This is a genomic window from Stenotrophomonas sp. CC22-02, assembly GCF_004365115.1.
Lineage (GTDB): Bacteria > Pseudomonadota > Gammaproteobacteria > Xanthomonadales > Xanthomonadaceae > Stenotrophomonas > Stenotrophomonas forensis.
Genome location: NZ_SOCO01000001.1, coordinates 2100751 through 2115798, shown reverse-complemented (window position 1 = coordinate 2115798; position 15048 = coordinate 2100751). Strand labels below are relative to the sequence as shown.

At 67.4% G+C, this 15048-nt stretch carries 14 protein-coding genes; 2 read left to right on the top strand and 12 right to left on the bottom strand.

What is annotated here, in order from left to right; translation table 11 throughout:
- Positions 1-79 precede the first annotated feature (79 nt).
- The 12 genes from N440_RS09720 to N440_RS09665 form a co-directional block, all read right to left on the bottom strand.
- Positions 80-2233 (bottom strand): TadG family pilus assembly protein, encoded by a 2154-nt coding sequence (locus N440_RS09720; protein WP_133934924.1) that lies wholly within the window; start codon positions 2231-2233, stop codon positions 80-82.
- 8 nt (positions 2234-2241) lie between these two features.
- A complete protein-coding gene (locus N440_RS09715) occupies positions 2242-2712 on the bottom strand; it encodes a DUF3613 domain-containing protein (protein ID WP_133934923.1) in 471 nt (156 codons plus the stop codon).
- On the bottom strand, positions 2709-3590 hold the full coding sequence (locus N440_RS09710; protein WP_133934922.1) for a Flp pilus assembly protein TadD: 882 nt from the start codon (positions 3588-3590) through the stop codon (positions 2709-2711). Before N440_RS09710 ends, N440_RS09715 begins: the two co-directional genes overlap by 4 nt.
- A complete protein-coding gene (locus N440_RS09705) occupies positions 3590-4525 on the bottom strand; it encodes a type II secretion system F family protein (protein WP_133934921.1) in 936 nt (311 codons plus the stop codon). The genes N440_RS09710 and N440_RS09705 overlap by 1 nt, the downstream gene beginning before the upstream one ends.
- Before the next feature lie 28 nt (positions 4526-4553).
- Positions 4554-5510: a type II secretion system F family protein gene (locus N440_RS09700; RefSeq protein ID WP_133934920.1), complete on the bottom strand. Its 957-nt coding sequence runs from the start codon at positions 5508-5510 to the stop codon at positions 4554-4556.
- 2 nt (positions 5511-5512) lie between these two features.
- A complete protein-coding gene (locus N440_RS09695) occupies positions 5513-6862 on the bottom strand; it encodes a CpaF family protein (RefSeq protein ID WP_133934919.1) in 1350 nt (449 codons plus the stop codon).
- On the bottom strand, positions 6847-8103 hold the full coding sequence (locus N440_RS09690) for a fimbrial protein (protein ID WP_133934918.1): 1257 nt from the start codon (positions 8101-8103) through the stop codon (positions 6847-6849). The genes N440_RS09695 and N440_RS09690 overlap by 16 nt, the downstream gene beginning before the upstream one ends.
- Positions 8104-8130: 27 nt before the next feature.
- Positions 8131-9489, bottom strand: a complete 1359-nt coding sequence (locus tag N440_RS09685) for a type II and III secretion system protein family protein (protein WP_053508735.1) — start codon at positions 9487-9489, stop codon at positions 8131-8133.
- A gap of 18 nt (positions 9490-9507) precedes the next feature.
- On the bottom strand, positions 9508-10539 hold the full coding sequence (cpaB, locus tag N440_RS09680) for a Flp pilus assembly protein CpaB (protein ID WP_133934917.1): 1032 nt from the start codon (positions 10537-10539) through the stop codon (positions 9508-9510).
- Positions 10540-10562: 23 nt separating this feature from the next.
- Positions 10563-11039 (bottom strand): TadE/TadG family type IV pilus assembly protein, encoded by a 477-nt coding sequence (locus N440_RS09675; protein ID WP_133934916.1) that lies wholly within the window; start codon positions 11037-11039, stop codon positions 10563-10565.
- Positions 11036-11581 (bottom strand): prepilin peptidase, encoded by a 546-nt coding sequence (locus N440_RS09670; RefSeq protein ID WP_053508741.1) that lies wholly within the window; start codon positions 11579-11581, stop codon positions 11036-11038. The genes N440_RS09675 and N440_RS09670 overlap by 4 nt, the downstream gene beginning before the upstream one ends.
- Before the next feature lie 105 nt (positions 11582-11686).
- On the bottom strand, positions 11687-11875 hold the full coding sequence (locus tag N440_RS09665) for a Flp family type IVb pilin (RefSeq protein ID WP_008265706.1): 189 nt from the start codon (positions 11873-11875) through the stop codon (positions 11687-11689).
- 686 nt (positions 11876-12561) lie between these two features.
- Here N440_RS09665 and N440_RS09660 point away from each other — a divergent pair.
- Entirely contained in the window at positions 12562-13542 is a 981-nt protein-coding gene (locus N440_RS09660; protein ID WP_133934915.1) for a helix-turn-helix domain-containing protein, read from the top strand.
- Positions 13543-13777: 235 nt separating this feature from the next.
- A partial coding sequence (locus N440_RS09655) for an ESPR domain-containing protein (RefSeq protein WP_208322804.1) occupies positions 13778-15048 on the top strand: 1271 nt, incomplete at its 3' end.

The window sequence follows — 15048 nt, the reverse complement described above, 5'->3', positions numbered from 1 at the left end:
AGTGTGGGTTGAGATGAAGGTGGTTCCCCGCCGGGAGTCTAGCATGGGCGCGGGCGCCGCCAAGGGCGCCCGTCACGGGTCAATAGACCAGCTGCGCGGCGCTGCACTGGATCGATTGCACGTTGACATCGGTCCGGCCCAGTTCCAGCCCCAGCACACTGGCCAGCAGGTTGGTCAGCAGGGTGCCGACGCTGTTGAGGACCGGGCGCAGCGCGGCCAGGATCGGCTTCAGCAGCGTGCACAGCAGCCCGCTGCAGCTGACGCTGCCATCGGGGTTGGTGACGCCGGTTCCACCGGCACCATCGAGGAAGCCGGCCGGCGCGGTCTGGATGTACGAGGCGAGGTTGTTGCGCACGCAGCCGTTGTAGTCGATCAGATTGCCGAGCAGGCTGTCGCAGCGGTTGATCAGCAGGCCGCCGACCAGTGAGCCGAGCAGCCCGTCGAGCACGCCCAGGCCCTGGCCGGTGACGGTGACCTTGAACGCATCCCAGACCGGCCCGTCCTTGTGGCAGGTGACCAGGTTCAGCAGGCCACAGGCGTAGGGCAGGCCACCGGGCACATTCCAGCTGTTGAGCGGCGCCAACTGTCGGCTGGGGTCGCCATCGCGCAGCAGCGGAATCAGCTTGTTGACGTCATAGCGCGTGTTGGGCGGGAACGTCGCCTGCAGGTAGCGGTCGGCCAGCGCCTTGGCGGTGTCGTTCGCGCTCATGCCCTGCTTGGGTGAGCTGAGCATGCCGGACAGGACCCGCAGCAGCTCGTTGACCAGATCGGATACAGCGTTGCCCAGTGCCAGCGGATTGATCTGGGTGGACCCGCTCTCACCGGCGGCCAGGGTCAGGTTCTGCGAACTGGTCAACGCCGGCAGGGCAATCTTGTCGTTGATCAAGGGCTGGCCCAGCAGTGTCAGCAGCTGTTCCTTCTGCAGGGTGTTGTCACAGACATTGTTCTTGGAGAACCGCTGTGCGGGATCGACGTTGCCGACGCAGGCGCGCAGCACCGAGGAATCGACCTGGATGGTGGCCTGAGGCGAGGTGCCCCCGCACTGGATGCCGGTCAGCGTGCCCATCGCGTTGGCCACATCAACATGCAAGGGCAGATGCAGGCGCGTACCCAGCAGCTGCAGCAGTGGGCCGAGCGCAAACAGGTTGTTGCTGTCGACATCGGCCATCAGCCGGACCTGTGCGTTGTAGGCGCGCGATCCGACGCCACCGATGGCGATCGACGGCGGTTCGACCACCCCGGCCTGCACGTTGATGCCCAGCAGGTTCAGGCCGCCGATCGCGATGCCGTTGCCTTCATTGGCGATGGAAATGGCGGTGCTGATCAGGTTGAGGACGCTGATCTTCGATTCCAGTGCGCTGCCGGCGGTACCGTCCGGAGAAATGACTTCGGCGAACAGGCCGCCGCCACCGGATTCGCTGCCCAGCGCAATGTTGAGCTTGGTGATGTCCAGCCGGGTGGCGACCAGGTCCGACAGGGCGCGCAGCTGCACGCCGACGGTGGTATCGCGGCCGACCACCGTGGCGGTGGCATCGACCAGCTGCGCCAGCGAAATCTTGTTGACCGCCAGCAGGCGGTTGAAGTCGGCCACACTGAGGTTGGCGCTGACCGGAATGTTGAGCGCCTTCAGCAGGCCGGAGGGCGTGACGTTGGCCTGCGCCAGGCCGTCATAGGAAAGCACCGTGGCGTTGGTGACATCCAGGCCGATCAGGCGCAGGGTCGACATCAGCAGCGAATCGCCGCGGGTCCGCAGCAGCTGCGAGCCGACGGCGAACACCGCCGTGGGCTCCGAGCGGCGCGCCACCGCCTGTACACTGACGGTCGGCAAGCTGGTGTTCTGCCCGAAGAAGGGCAGCACGCTGCGCTGCGCGATCACCTGCACGGCGTTGCGGGGGTTGGCCGCATCCACGGTGGCCTGGAAGCGGTTGGTCGTGTCGCGTGTCGCGCTCCAGTTCCCGCACCTGATCTGCAGGCTGCCGGCAAACCGGTTCTGGGTCAGCGCGCTCTGCCGCGCCGCGCTGTTGTCACTGTTGTCCGACGTGCACAGTTCCAGGCGCTGGGCGCCGGCCAGTGCCGCCAGGTCGGCGACTTTCTGCGCATCACGCTTGGCCCAGAACAGATAGCCGATCTCGACCAGCCCGAGCATGGCCAGCAGCGCCAGCATGACCAGCATCATGGTGACCGACATGCCGCCGCGGGGGCGGTTGAAGCTGAACTGGCGTGGGCGTTTCATGGTCTACCTCAACGTCCGGATGAGGATGTTCCCTTGGACTTGCCGACATCGGTTTCAAAGAAATCGGGAATCTCGTGCTGGAAGCTCTTCAGGTAGCGCGCGTAGCTCAGGGTGGCCTGGTCACCGAGGATCGGCAGGCGCGCGCCGGCCTGCTGTCCCGAGGCCTGCAGCTGGAACAGGCTGCGCGTGGCGTCGCCGATCTCGCTGCGGCGTACCGCGGGCGCAGGTGCGGCTGCAGTGCTGGCGAGGTCGTAGGCAGGGGGTGATGCGGGTGCCGGTACGGGTACACGTGCCTCGGGCGCGGACACGTCGACCGTTGCCAGCGTTTCGGACTGCAGCGGTTGCGCTGCGGTTGCCGCGGGACGGGCACCGCCGAGCATCTGCCCGGTCAGCGGCTGTTGCTGTGCCTGGGCAGCTGTCGCCAGCAGCAGGCCGCTCAGCGCGGGCAACAGGCGACGGGTCAGGAGCGGCTTGATCATGGCGTGTTCCCGGTGGGCTGGTCTGGGGTGCTGAAGCGTTCAAGCATCGAAGGTGGCAGGCGCTGCGGATCCCGTGCATCGCGGATGTCGCGGCGCGCTTCGGCGGCCAGCCGGGCTGCGGCCTGCGGGCGGGCGGGCGTGCTGGCAACCGCGCGGGGGGCTGCCGCCTCGCGTGCCGCTGCTGCAGCCTGGCGCTGCTGCAGGCGTGCGCGGATCTGCTCGGCCTGCTGCTGGATGCCGCGGCGGCTGTCTTCGTTGAGATTGGCCTGCTGGGCCAGGCGCTCAGCCGTGGCGGTGTCGCCACGCAGCACCGCCCACAGTGCAAGGTTGGCCGTCGCCTTGGCATTGCCGGGTGACAGCTCGAGCGCCTTTGCCAGCGGCTCACGGGCCTGGTCGAACTGTCCGGCACGCAGCCGCGCGTAGCCCAGATCGCCGAGGTAGTCGGTGTTCAGCGGTTCCAGCTGGGTGGCCCGGGCCAGAGACTGCTCGCTGCCGGCGTCGTCATCGCGATGCGCGGCGATCAGGCCCAGGCCATGTGCGGCGGCGGCCGCCTGCGGCCCCGTGGACAGTTCACGGTAGAGCGCGATGGCCGCGTCGGCCTGCCCGGTCTCGCGCAGGGCGTCGGCCTGCAGCAGCCGCAGCGCCGGGCGATCACCGTAGCGCTGGCGGAATGCATCGACGTGGGCCAGCGAGGCATACCAGGCGCCCTGCTGCTGCATGCGCGCAATCAGTTCCAGGTAAGCGTTGCGACTGTCCTGTGGCGCCGGTTCGGGCGCGGCCAGGCTGGGCGCGCGCAGGTACTTCGGCGTGGTCGACGCGCAGCCACTGGCGACGGTGGCAAGGGCGAACAGCAGGCAGGCGGTGCGAAGGGCGGGCATCAGGTCGTTCCCATCGAGGACATGGTGGCGGCCAGCGCAACCAGCGCCGGGCCGGCAAGAACCAGCATCAGCGCTGGCAGCAGGGTCAGCATCATCACAACCGTCATCTTCACCGAGAGCTTGCCGACCTTTTCCTTCAGCGAATTGCGGCGCTGCTCGCGCAGGCGGATGCTGAACTGGCGCAGTGGCTCCTGCACCGCGCCACCGTGTGCATGCACCTGCAGGATCAGTTGCACCAGGCTGCTCAGGTCGTCGTCACCGTAGACGTCACTCAGCCGGCGCAGCGATTGTGCGCGGGTGCGCCCGCGGGTGTAGGCCACGTTGGCTTCCTGCAGTTCGCCGCCGAGGATCGGCAGCGCATCACGCAGCTTGTCGCCCAGCGTCTGCAGGCTCTGGTCCATGCTGAATCCCACCCCCTGCAGCAGGCGCAGCAGATCGATCAGCAACGGCAGCTCGTTCTCGACTGCGCGGCGGCGACGCTTGACCCAGGCAGACAGGGCGAACTTGGGCAGCAGCAGTCCGGCGGCCAGTGCACCGATCACCACCATGATCTTCGCCAGTCCCGTCGCCTCGCTGAAGGCCAGCGCAAGGGCCAGCACCAGCAACGCCAGCAGCAGGCGGACGCCGAGATAGATGGCGGTGCCGCGCCGTGTGTTCCAGCCGGCCAGATCCAGCAGCAGGCGATCCTCGTTGGCCAGCAGCGCGGCTTCCAGGCGACCACCACTGAGCGAGCGGCCGAAGCGCTCCAGCCAGCCCAGCGAGTCGCGGCTCGCGGCTTCCACTTCGCGCGCTTCGTCACGCGGCTGCAGGGCGGTCTTGAGCGTGGCCGACGTGCGCTGTTCACGATGGCTGCGGACCCAGCCGGCGAAGCCGAGCAGGGCCACGCCTACGGCCAGCACCAGCAATGAAAGCGCAAACCAGGTGCTCGCACTCATCGGGCTTCTCCAGGGGGGCTGCGATGACTCATAGCGATTTGGCCAGTCGATACAGCAGGAAAGCGCCCACCAGCTCCAGGCCCAACGCGATCAGCAGGACCTTGTGGCCGAGCGGCTCGTGCAGCACGGGCTGGAAGAAGTCGGGGCTGGCGATGGCCATCAGCACGGCGCTGGCCGGCGGCAGCAGGCCCAGCACCCAGGCCGACATCCGCGTTTCCGAGGTGGTCGCCGCCAGCTCCTGCTGCGCCTGTTCCAGGTCGCGCATGAAGTCGCCCATGCGCTGCAGGATCTGGTCGGAGCGGCCGCCGATGCGCACGCTGACGCCGATCACCACCGACAGCACCTTCAGTACATCCATGCGATAGGGCTGCGCGGCGAGTGACAACGCGCGATCCAGGTCCATGCCGCTGCGGGCATAGCGCACCGTGGTGTCGAGCAGGCCGCGCAGCGGCGCGCTGGTCTGCATCGACGCGACCTGGAAGGCCGCCTGCAGGCTGTTGCCCAGCGCGGTCAGGCGCACCAGGTTGTCGAGGAAATCGGGCAGCTGGTGCAGCAGCTGCGCGCGCAGCCGGGTGATCCGGCGCATGATCCACAGCCAGCAACCAAGCGCGTACAGCAGCAGGGTCAGCGGGAACATCCACGCAGTGCCCAGCCGCAGCATCGCCGTCAGTGACAGCACCAGCCCCGGCACCAGCAGCATCACCGGAAGTTTCCAGCCAGGTTGCAGGCCCGCACGTTGCAGCAGTCCATTCCAGGGCAGCGGCCTGCGCCCGCTGCCGGCAGGCCGCGGGGGCTCGTTGGCGGCGGTACTGGCGATGCCGGCCGATGGCGAAGTGGCTGTATTGCCACGCGCCAGCTGCTGCTCGGCATGCTGCAGTGAAGCCTGGCGCTGCTCGCGGGTGCTGGCCGTGCCCCACAGCCATGCTGCCAGCGCCAGCAGCACGGAGATGATGCTCAGCACGCCCAGCAGCAGACCGGTGCCCATGTTCAGAAGTCTCCGTACAGCGATTCGCGCAGCAGCTGGCGGAACGGCTCCAGCTTGTGCGAATGGGGCTGGAAGCCCAGGCCGATCCAGCGGTCGATTTCCCGACCATTCGCGTCGATCTGCAGTTCGTGCCGGAACATCTCCTGGGTGGTGATCAGGTTGTCGCTGACCCCGGTGATTTCCGTGATCGAGACCAGCACGCGGCGGCCGCTGCCCAGTCGCGAGATCTGCACGATGAAGTCGATCGCACTGGCAATCTGCCGGCGAAGGCTGTCCTCGCTGCCCTGGAAACCGGCGAAACCTGCCAGCATCTCGATGCGGTACAGGCAATCACGCGGTGAATTGGCATGGATGGTCGCCATCGAGCCGTCGTGGCCGGTGTTCATCGCCTGCAGCATTTCCAGCACCTCGGCGCCACGGACTTCGCCGACCACGATGCGGTCCGGCCGCATGCGCAGGCTGTTGCGCACCAGGTCGCGGATGCTCACCGCACCGTGGCCTTCGGCGCCGCCGATACGGCTTTCCAGGCGCACCACGTGCGGGTGGTTGAGCGACAGTTCGGCGGTGTCCTCGACGGTGATCACGCGCTCGTTGGGCGGCACGTAGCTGGCAAGTGCGTTCAGCAGCGAGGTCTTGCCGGAGCTGGTTCCGCCCGATACCAGGATGTTGCAGCGCCCCAGCACCATGGCTTTCAGCAGCGCCTGCATCGGCGCGTCGAAGGTGCCTTTGGCCAGCAGCTCGTCAGGCGTGAACGGGTCCTTGCGGAACTTGCGGATGGAGACCATCGGTCCATCCACCGCCAGAGGCGAGATGATCGCGTTGAGGCGCCCGCCATTGGGCAGGCGCGCATCGACCATCGGGTTGGAGTCATCCAGGCGGCGCCCCAGTGGTGCGAGGATGCGGCGCAGGATCCGCAGCAGGTGGGTATCGTCGGTGAAGCGCTGCGTGGCGCGCTTGAGCTGGCCGCCCTGCGAGACGTGCACGTCCTTGAAGCCGTTGATCAGGATGTCTTCGATCGACGGGTCATGCAGCAGGTCGTCGAGCGGGCCGAAGCCGGTCAGCTCCTTGACCAGCCCTTCAGCGACCACCTGCATTTCTTCTTCATTGATCGGGATGCGCCATTCCTGGATGAAGCCCACCGTCTGCACCTGCACCCAGCGTGCGATGGTGTCCGGCGCCCAGGAGTCAATGTCGATTCGCTCGTCCTCGATGCTGTTGAGCAGGTGCTCATGCGCGGCCGACAGCACCTTCTGGTACTGCTCGGTCTGCGCGAACGGCAGGTGGCCCGGCGGGGTGTCGGGCAGCACCGGGCGGGTGGCGGCATGCGGGAACGGGGTTACCTTGTCTTCCATTGCGATCCACCCAGGGCAAGGGAGAGTCTTTCCCGCAGTCCCTGTGCCTGCACCGGGCATGCAGCCGGGTCCAGGCGCGAAACGAGCGGGGCGAGGGCACGCAGGTAGGGGTCGCGCGGTGCATCCTGCAGCAGCAGGTGGCCCTGGCTGGCAGCAAGGCGCACGCGTGGACGTTCGGGCAAGGTGGCCAGCAGCGGCACCTCGAAGCGGCGCGCGATCTGTTCGGGGCTCATGCCGCTGCTGTCGTCGTGGCGATTGATCACCAGCTGCAGCCGCTTCTCGCGTTCGCGCTGCCCGGCAAGGTGCTTCAGCGCCTGGTCGAGCGACACCAGGGTGGCGATCGAGGCGTCGGTGACCAGCCAGATTTCGTCGGCCTGGTCCAGCAGCAGCGGTGGCAACTGCCGCAGCGGGCAACCACCGGCATCGCACAGCACACTGGCGAACACGCCGCGCAGGCGCTGCAGCAGTGCACCCGGATCGGAGGGCGGCACCGCGTCACTGCCACCGGCCCGATCCAGCAGCACCAGCCCGGAGTCATGGCGGGCCATGGCGGTACGGGCGAGGGTGGCGTCGATGCGGCTGGCATTGCGCAACGCGTCTTCGTAGTGGAAGCGGCTGTCCAGATTGAGGTACAGCGCGAGATCGCCGGACGGCTGTGCCAGCTCCATCAGCAGGCCGTCCTGCTGCAACGCTTCGCCCTGGGCGAGGGTGCGGGTCTGCTGCGCGAGCACTGACAGGTGCGCGGCCAGGGTGCTGGTGCCGACGCCGGCACGCACGCCCAGCAGCACGATCAGGCGGGCCTTGTGCGCCAGTTGTGGCGAGGCCGCCGGTCTTGGCGACAGCGCACGGCGCAACGCGGCTTCGATGCCGGCGTTGTCGCTGTCCAGGTCCAGCACGTCGCGCAGGCCGGCGCGCAGCGCGATCACCACGCCTTCGACCTGGCCGGCACCGGTAGCGCCGACCGCGACCAGCACCAGGTCCGGCTGTGTCTGCTGCAGCTGCTGGGCCAGTGCGCTGGACGCGGCCGCGTGTTCGGGGCGGAAATCGAGCAGCACCAGGCTCTGGCCCCCGCGTTGAAGGTCCTGTGCGGAGGTCGGCGCGTTGCTGTCCTGCCAGTGCAGGGTGGTGGTCGGCGGCAACTTGGCAGCCAGCCGGGGCAGCAGTTCGCGATCCATTCCGTACAGGACCAGGTTCATCGGTGGTCCTTGTGGATGCAGGGGCTGGGCGGTGGCGTAGGGCATGGTCGTGGTATCGCAGGCATCATGGAATCAGCGTGAGAAGCCGGGCACCGGGTCCTGGCTGATCGGGCCGAGCAGCCACGAGCCCCATTCGGGCAGGTTCGGCTTGGCTTCGCGTGCGCCGGGCAGTGGCAGCTCGGTGTTGCGTGCCAGCGGCTGCACCAGCCGCGGCGTGACGATGATCACCAGCTCCTTGTCCTGTCGCTTGTAGTCGAAATTGCGGAAGAACGAGCCGATGATCGGCAGGTCACCGAGCAGCGGAATCTTGTTGACGCTGGACACCACGTTGGAGCTGACCAGGCCGCCGATGACGAAGCTCTCGCCGTCACCCAGTTCAACCGTGGTATCGGCACGTCGTGTGGTGATCGAAGGGATCTGCACGCCGTTGAGGGCAATGGAGTTGCTGTAGTCCAGGTCGCTGGCTTCCGGTGCGACCTTCAGTGCGATGCGGTTCGGCGCCAGCACGGTCGGGGTCACGGTCAATCCGATGCCGAACGGCTTGTAGGTGATGGTGGTGGTGCCCAGGCCCTGCGGTTCCAGGATCGGCAGTTCGCCACCGGCCAGGAAACTGGCGCTCTGTCCGGACAAGGCGACCAGCGTGGGCTCGGCCAGCACGCGGGCCATGCCGTTGCTCTGCAGCAGGTCGACATCGGCATTCCACAGGCCCTTGGTGGAACCGAACACCAGGCGGAACGCCGAGGAAATCGGTGAGGTGGACTCGTTGCCCGATTCGCCTTCCTTCATGCCGGGCAGGATGCCGGTGTTGCCGGGCAGCTGGCCGCCGGGACGGGCGATGCCGTAGGCGAAGCTGCCGTTGCGGTTCTGGAAGCTGATGCCGATCTGCTTCAGGGCGGTCTTGTTGAACTCCACCACCTTCACCTCGACCTGTACCACGCCACCGCTGCTGACCGTCGATGCGTCGGCGAGCTGGCCCTCCTTGCCCAGTGCCATCGCCGCAGTCTGCTGTTCCTGCATGTGCGCAAGCACGCTGTCCGTGCTTCCCTGCAGCAGGCCCTGGTGGTCCTGCTGGGTGAACAGCAGGCCGCTCGTGCCGGTGCTCGCCGCGCCCTGCACGGCACTCTGCACGCGCACCTGTACGCGCTGTGGCTCGGCCTGCTTGCGGTGCCACAGCAGCAGTGTGGTGGTGCCGGGCGCCTTGCCCACCAGCAGCGCCTGGCGCTGTCCGCGCAGCATCACGATGTCGGCGACACCAGGGTCGGCGATGGCCACGCGCTCGAGGTCGGCGGGCAGGCTCCAAGGGCGCTGCTCACGGGCCTGCAGCACCAGATCGTCGGCGGCCACGCTTGTTGCCGGTGCCAGCAGCACCAGCATCAGGGCCAGCCAGCGCTGGCGAGGGGAGGGGCGTGGAGACAGTCGGCGTTGGGTCATGGATGCACTCGGGGCAGGTCAGAGGGAACCACGGGGAGCGGAGCTGTCACCCCGGATGATTTCAATGCCGGAGGCGCGGGGTGCACCGTGGCGGACCGCCGGCGCGCGCGGCGGCGCCTGCGGGTTGACGCGCGTCGGGGCGGCGCCACGCCCGGCCAGCGCATCGCCATCAATGCCTGCGAAGGCATGGTTCTCGGGTCGCTGCAGGGCCACCTGCTGCTCTGCGTCCAGTCCGCGCAACGGATCGATCACCCCCCGCGTCTGCGGGAACAGGGCAAGGTCGGGCAGGCCGGTATCGGCCGGATTGCGCAGCGCCAGGAACAGCTTGCCCTGCTGGGCGCCCAGCAGCAGCCGGTTGGCGTCCGCCACCGGTACCGCCAGTACTGCGCTGCGCGCCGGCTGGCGGGACTCGTCGCTGGCGCCATGGCTGCTGCCGGTGATGTCCGCGGCGCGTGCATCGTTGCGATCGCTGCCATCGGTGCTGGCGGCGGTATCGCCCGGGTTCGGCGCGATATCCTGCTGGCCATAGCTCAGCACGCGCAGGCGCGACAGCAGCAGGCGCGCCTGTGCAGCCTCGCCCGGTCCCCCTGCGCTGGGCTGGGCGGTACGCAGGTTGAGGAACACATCGACGAAATCGCCGGGGAGGATGCGATTGCCCGCGCCGACCAGCTCATCGACCGGCACCGCCAGTGCGCGCTCACCGGGCCGCAGCTGCAGCGAGAAGCCCTGCGCGAGGGCCGAGGTGCTGATCGCGCTGCCTTCAGCAATGTCCTGGACCGGAACCTTGCCGACCACGGTGGAAATGCTGGTCGCGGCGCCGGCGACCGGCGTGGTGCGCTGGGCCAGCCGCAGGCCATTGGCAGTGATCGGCTCGCCGGCGGGCAGCCGGGCGACGGCTTCGACCACGGTGATGGCCTGCGGGTCCGCGCTGGCGACCGGCGCCACATGTACCGGCGCGTCGGGCTTGCGGCCGATCATCAGTGCAATCACGGCCAGCAGCACGGCCAGGCCGATCAGGGCGACGGCGGCGATGCGGGTCAACTTGAGCATGGAACCGTCTCCTGTACCAATCGTCAGGTGCCGCTGCCGAGGTCGAGCTGGGCGACCGCGACGCTGCGGATGGGAGCCTGCATCACCCACCCGTAGAGGGTGGCGGTGCCGGGCAGGAAGGGGTGGCCGGCATAGTCGTAGCTGACCGTGACGGTGATGCACTGCGCGGCGGGCAGCCCTGCACAGGGCGCGGGCGCGGCGACCACGATGGCATTGCTGCCGCCTGCGCTGCAGTCCACGTCCTGCTTGGAGAACTGCAGCAGCCACTGCATTGAGTTGCGTGCTGCGACACAGGCCGCGGTGCGGCGCTGGGCGTTGGTGCCGTAGCGCAGGGAGGCGCGTGCTCCCTCTGCGGATGCGGTCGCCAGCGTCTGCTGCGCGGCCATGATCATCACCCCGGTGAAAGTGAACAGCAGCAGCGGCAGCAAGCCGAGCATCAGCATCAGTGCGAACTCGATGCTGGCCACGCCGCGTTGCCGGCGAGGGCTGCGAGTGTTCATGAAACACCTCCGTAGACCTGGATGATGATCCAGCCGATGGCCGACAGCGCCAGATAGGCCGCGTAGGGAATACCGTGGCGTCCCTGCCGTGCGCTCTGCAGTTCGCGCAGCGCAGGATGTGTCTGCCACTGCGAGCTGGCCCGGGTCATCTGCAGCTGCAGGCCGGCCGGCAACATGGGGCCGAGGCGGCGCGAGGCCAGCACCACCAGCGCATGAAGCCCGGCGGCGAGGCTGGCGACCACCCAGATCGGCAGCAGCGCTTCCAATCCCAGCAACAGGCCCAGCACCGCAAAGAACTTCACGTCGCCCGCGCCCATCCAGCGCACGGCGTAGAACGGAAGCAATGCGACCAGCCCCAGCGCCGCGCCGGCAACGTGGGATCCCCACGGCAGGCGCGGCGTACTGAACTGGCCAGCGATCAACAGCGGTACAGCCAGCGCGCACGCGGCAAGCAGCCAGGCGTTGGGCACCCGGCGGGCATACAGATCGCTGATCGCGATCCGCAGGCACACGCCGATGGCCAACAATCCCAGCAGTGTCATCGCACACTCCGTCGCCCGATACCGGGCTGTCCCTGGAAACTCTCCGACCTTGCTTCCAGTAGTTTCACTATTACCGGAGTTTGGATCGGTCCATATCCGCCGCGTTTACTTCGCCGCCGTGGTGGCGTCCTTGGCGATATCCGTCAGGTGCGTGAACAGCGTTGTGAAAAACGAGGTGATCTGGGTGCGGCCGACCGCGATCAGGACACCGGCAATGACCGCTGCCAGCAATCCATATTCAAGCGCGGTAACGCCGTCTTCTTCCTTCAGGAACGTGCGGATCGATGCGTTCATGGTGATTTTCTCCCTCTACCTGTCTGCTGCAGGACACCTGTTGGGCGGTGGCCCGGCTCCGCCGGGATCGTCCGTGGACCCCCGCGCGTCCTGGCGGGGGAGGCACGACGGGGTGTGCCCGCCGTGCTCAAGCAGGGTGATCAGCCCAGGGGAAAATGCCGGCCGCGCGCCGTCCACCGCGCGACGCTGCGCCGCTGGTCGGAATGTCGTGCAATACGGCCATGGTCATGTGCTCCCCCAGGGTGCGGCCGCTTTGAAGTGGCCGGATCACCGTGTTATCGACTTTGCCTGAATGGCGGTTGGCTGCAACTGGAACCTATATGCAAATTCGGCAGAAACCCGTCAATGCTTAAACTTTCAGGCTGTTTCTGTGACGCAAATCCGTTCGTCGGCAAAACGATTCACCGACGTGCAGATAATGTGATGCCCTTTCGATCACATGCGAAAACCGTGCCAGTGGTGGCCACATTTTCTTCACCTGTGTATCTATTTTCTTCAATGCAGGCTGCGGGTTTACCCAGGTGGATTATCGGGCATACTCGACTTCAGCTTGTGGCAATTCCCGGGCAGTTTGCATGGCATTGGCTGCGTCCGTCCCGGCAACGACGGATGTTCGTGGAAAGGTGTGGCCCTGTCAGGCAGTGGGGGCCGCAGCGTGTGACGGATCAATGGGGGATGACACTGTCATGGTCGATGGTGGGGTAGGAGACAGCGACGACAGCGGCCTGCGATCGATCGATCTGGCAACGCTGAGCGGCGTACTTCGAGTGTGTGATGTCGAACTGTTGTTGCTCGATGGCAACGGGCCGCGAGCGGCATTCGCTTCGCGTGTGCACGAGGAAGCGCTGTTCTGCAGCATCAGCTGCGGATTCCATTGCCGCGGCCGTTTCATGCTGCCACCGGACTGGGCGATGCTGGGATACCTGCACGCGACCGACGAGACGCTAAGCTGGTGCCACGGCGTTCCACTGGCGCCGGGAATGGCGTTGACGGTAATGCCGGAGGGCATCAGCGAGTTCACGCTGAGCCCGGGTACGCACCTGACCCTGATGCTGGTGCCGGTTGCCCGTGTGCAGCGCAAGCTGACCGAGCTGAGCCTGCGCAGCACGCCACCGGCCGGACAGGCATTGTCGCTTTTCAACCTGTCCAGCGAATCGGCGCCGCTTGCGCGTCATTATCAGCAGTTGCATGTCCAGCTGGGGCAGGGCGGCACCCTGGAGCCAGAAGAGGCAGAGCGCCTGCTGCACGAGCATGTGCAGGCGCTGCTCGGGGCCGGCGCTTCCGACCGGCCCGGCTGCAGCCGCGCGCGGCGAACGCATTATCTGATCGCGCAGCGCGCGGAGAACTTCATGCGGCTCAACCTGCGCCGCAATATCTACATGAATGAGATATGCGATGCGGCCGGGGTCAGCGAGCGTGGCCTGCGCTACGCCTTCGAAGACCTGTTCGGCACATCGCCCAACCGCTATCTGTCGATGCTGCGGCTGTGCGCGGCCTGCCGCAGCCTGTCGATGGCGGATTCCAGCCGGCGCTCGGTGAAGGCAATCGCGCTCAGTTGCGGGCTCTGGGACCTCTCCCGCTTCGCCGACAACTACCGCAAGGTATTCGGCGAACTGCCCCGCGATACCCTGATGCGCGCCCCGGCGCAGATTGGCCAGCCGGCCTGAATCAAGCGGCACAAGGGTTTTTCCGCGGTTTCTGCCGGAATTGCACATCCGCTTGCCGATAGGGTTGCCGCTTCTGCATAACCGGCTGCCGATTCCGGTCGTGGATTTGCCGGAATGCGCGATTGCCGTGCCGGAATGAAGTGCGCCGTGGCTTCCGCCCGCGCTGAAATGTCAGTCACCTGCCTAGCGGCAAGTCCACTGACATTCCAGTTGTTCGCCTACGGGGGAAATGCTCATGAACCGCATCTACCGGCGTGTATGGAACCGCCAGCTCAATGCTCTGGTTGTGGCCTCGGAACTGGCCACGGGCGACAGCGGTGGCAGCGCTGCCCGTGATCCGCGCAGTGTCCTGCTGGTGCCGACCGCCCTGGCCCTTGCCCTGCTGTGTGCGCTGGCCAGCGGACATGCGGAGGCATCCGAATCGAATCAATCGCTGCGCGACCTGCAGGCGCTTGCCGCCAAGTACACGCAGCCGATGCCGGTCAAGGTTGATGCCGAAGTTGCATTGGCGGCTGCCGCGCGACAGGCGCAGAGCAGCCCGGCGATCAGCGCGGATGCGCGCGTTGGCCTGCAGCTGAGCACGGCGTCGCTGCCGGTGGTGCGTGATGTGCTGCCGGCCACCGTACAGGTGAAGCTGGCGGCCGGTAGCACGCCGAAGCAGGTGGCCGTGCCTGGTCTTGCGGCCGACGTGCGCGCCAGCGTAGGCCTGGGCAACGCAGCATCGCGTGCCGCGCAGGTGGATGCATCGCTGGCTGCACAGGTCGCACCGGCGGCGCAAGCGCCGCTGGGCATTGCCGCAGACGCACGCGCCAAGGCCAAGGTCGGTCTTGCGGGCGCGCAGGTGGCGTCGATCGACAGCAGTGCCAAGGCTGCAGCCGGCGTCAGTGCTGCGTCGGCGGGAGGCCTGCCAGGCCTGAAAGCAGAGGCTGACGGTGCGCTGGAGTCGAAGCTGAAGGTGGCGGGTCACCAGATCGACGCTCACGGCCAGGCCAGGGCGACGGCAGCGGTCACGCTGCCGGCCAAGGAAGAGGTGCCGGGGGAAACCCATGACCGTGCGATCACGGCAGCCTTCGACACCGGCGTAGCGGGCAAGGTGCGGGTGCAGGCGCCGGATGGGCAGGAAGTGGTGGCAGATCGCAATCTCAAGCTGGCGGGCCAGGCGACCGTTGCGGCGCAGAACAGCGCGCTGGGTGTGGGTGGCCTGGTTGGCGGTGTGGTGGGCGCCGCTGGGAATGCTGTCGGCGGTGCATTGAATGGCACCGTTGGAACGGTCGGGAGCGCCGTTGGCGGAGCGCTGAACGGTACGGTTGGCAGCGTCGGTAGTGCGGTAGGCGGCACGCTCAACAACACCGTGGGCGCCGTCGGTGGTGCGCTCAACGGCACGGTCGGCAGCGTGGGCGGTGCCCTGGGCGGCACGCTCAACAATACCGTGGGCGCCGTGGGTGGCGCATTGAACGGCGCGGTCGGCACAGTCGGCGCGGTGGGTGGCGCCGTCGGTGGTGCGCT

Bases quoted from the DNA above. Each gene is read 5' to 3' on its own strand.
- N440_RS09665 (WP_008265706.1), bottom strand. From the start codon at position 11,875: ATGAACGCATCGATCCGCACGTTCCTGAAGGAAGAAGACGGCGTTACC.
- N440_RS09695 (WP_133934919.1), bottom strand. From the start codon at position 6,862: ATGGAAGACAAGGTAACCCCGTTCCCGCATGCCGCCACCCGCCCGGTG.
- N440_RS09705 (WP_133934921.1), bottom strand. From the start codon at position 4,525: ATGAGTGCGAGCACCTGGTTTGCGCTTTCATTGCTGGTGCTGGCCGTA.
- N440_RS09675 (WP_133934916.1), bottom strand. From the start codon at position 11,039: ATGAACACTCGCAGCCCTCGCCGGCAACGCGGCGTGGCCAGCATCGAG.
- N440_RS09715 (WP_133934923.1), bottom strand. From the start codon at position 2,712: ATGATCAAGCCGCTCCTGACCCGTCGCCTGTTGCCCGCGCTGAGCGGC.
- N440_RS09700 (WP_133934920.1), bottom strand. From the start codon at position 5,510: ATGGGCACCGGTCTGCTGCTGGGCGTGCTGAGCATCATCTCCGTGCTG.
- N440_RS09690 (WP_133934918.1), bottom strand. From the start codon at position 8,103: ATGCCCTACGCCACCGCCCAGCCCCTGCATCCACAAGGACCACCGATG.
- N440_RS09660 (WP_133934915.1), top strand. From the start codon at position 12,562: ATGGTCGATGGTGGGGTAGGAGACAGCGACGACAGCGGCCTGCGATCG.
- N440_RS09670 (WP_053508741.1), bottom strand. From the start codon at position 11,581: ATGACACTGCTGGGATTGTTGGCCATCGGCGTGTGCCTGCGGATCGCG.
- N440_RS09685 (WP_053508735.1), bottom strand. From the start codon at position 9,489: ATGACCCAACGCCGACTGTCTCCACGCCCCTCCCCTCGCCAGCGCTGG.
- N440_RS09720 (WP_133934924.1), bottom strand. From the start codon at position 2,233: ATGAAACGCCCACGCCAGTTCAGCTTCAACCGCCCCCGCGGCGGCATG.
- cpaB (WP_133934917.1), bottom strand. From the start codon at position 10,539: ATGCTCAAGTTGACCCGCATCGCCGCCGTCGCCCTGATCGGCCTGGCC.
- N440_RS09710 (WP_133934922.1), bottom strand. From the start codon at position 3,590: ATGCCCGCCCTTCGCACCGCCTGCCTGCTGTTCGCCCTTGCCACCGTC.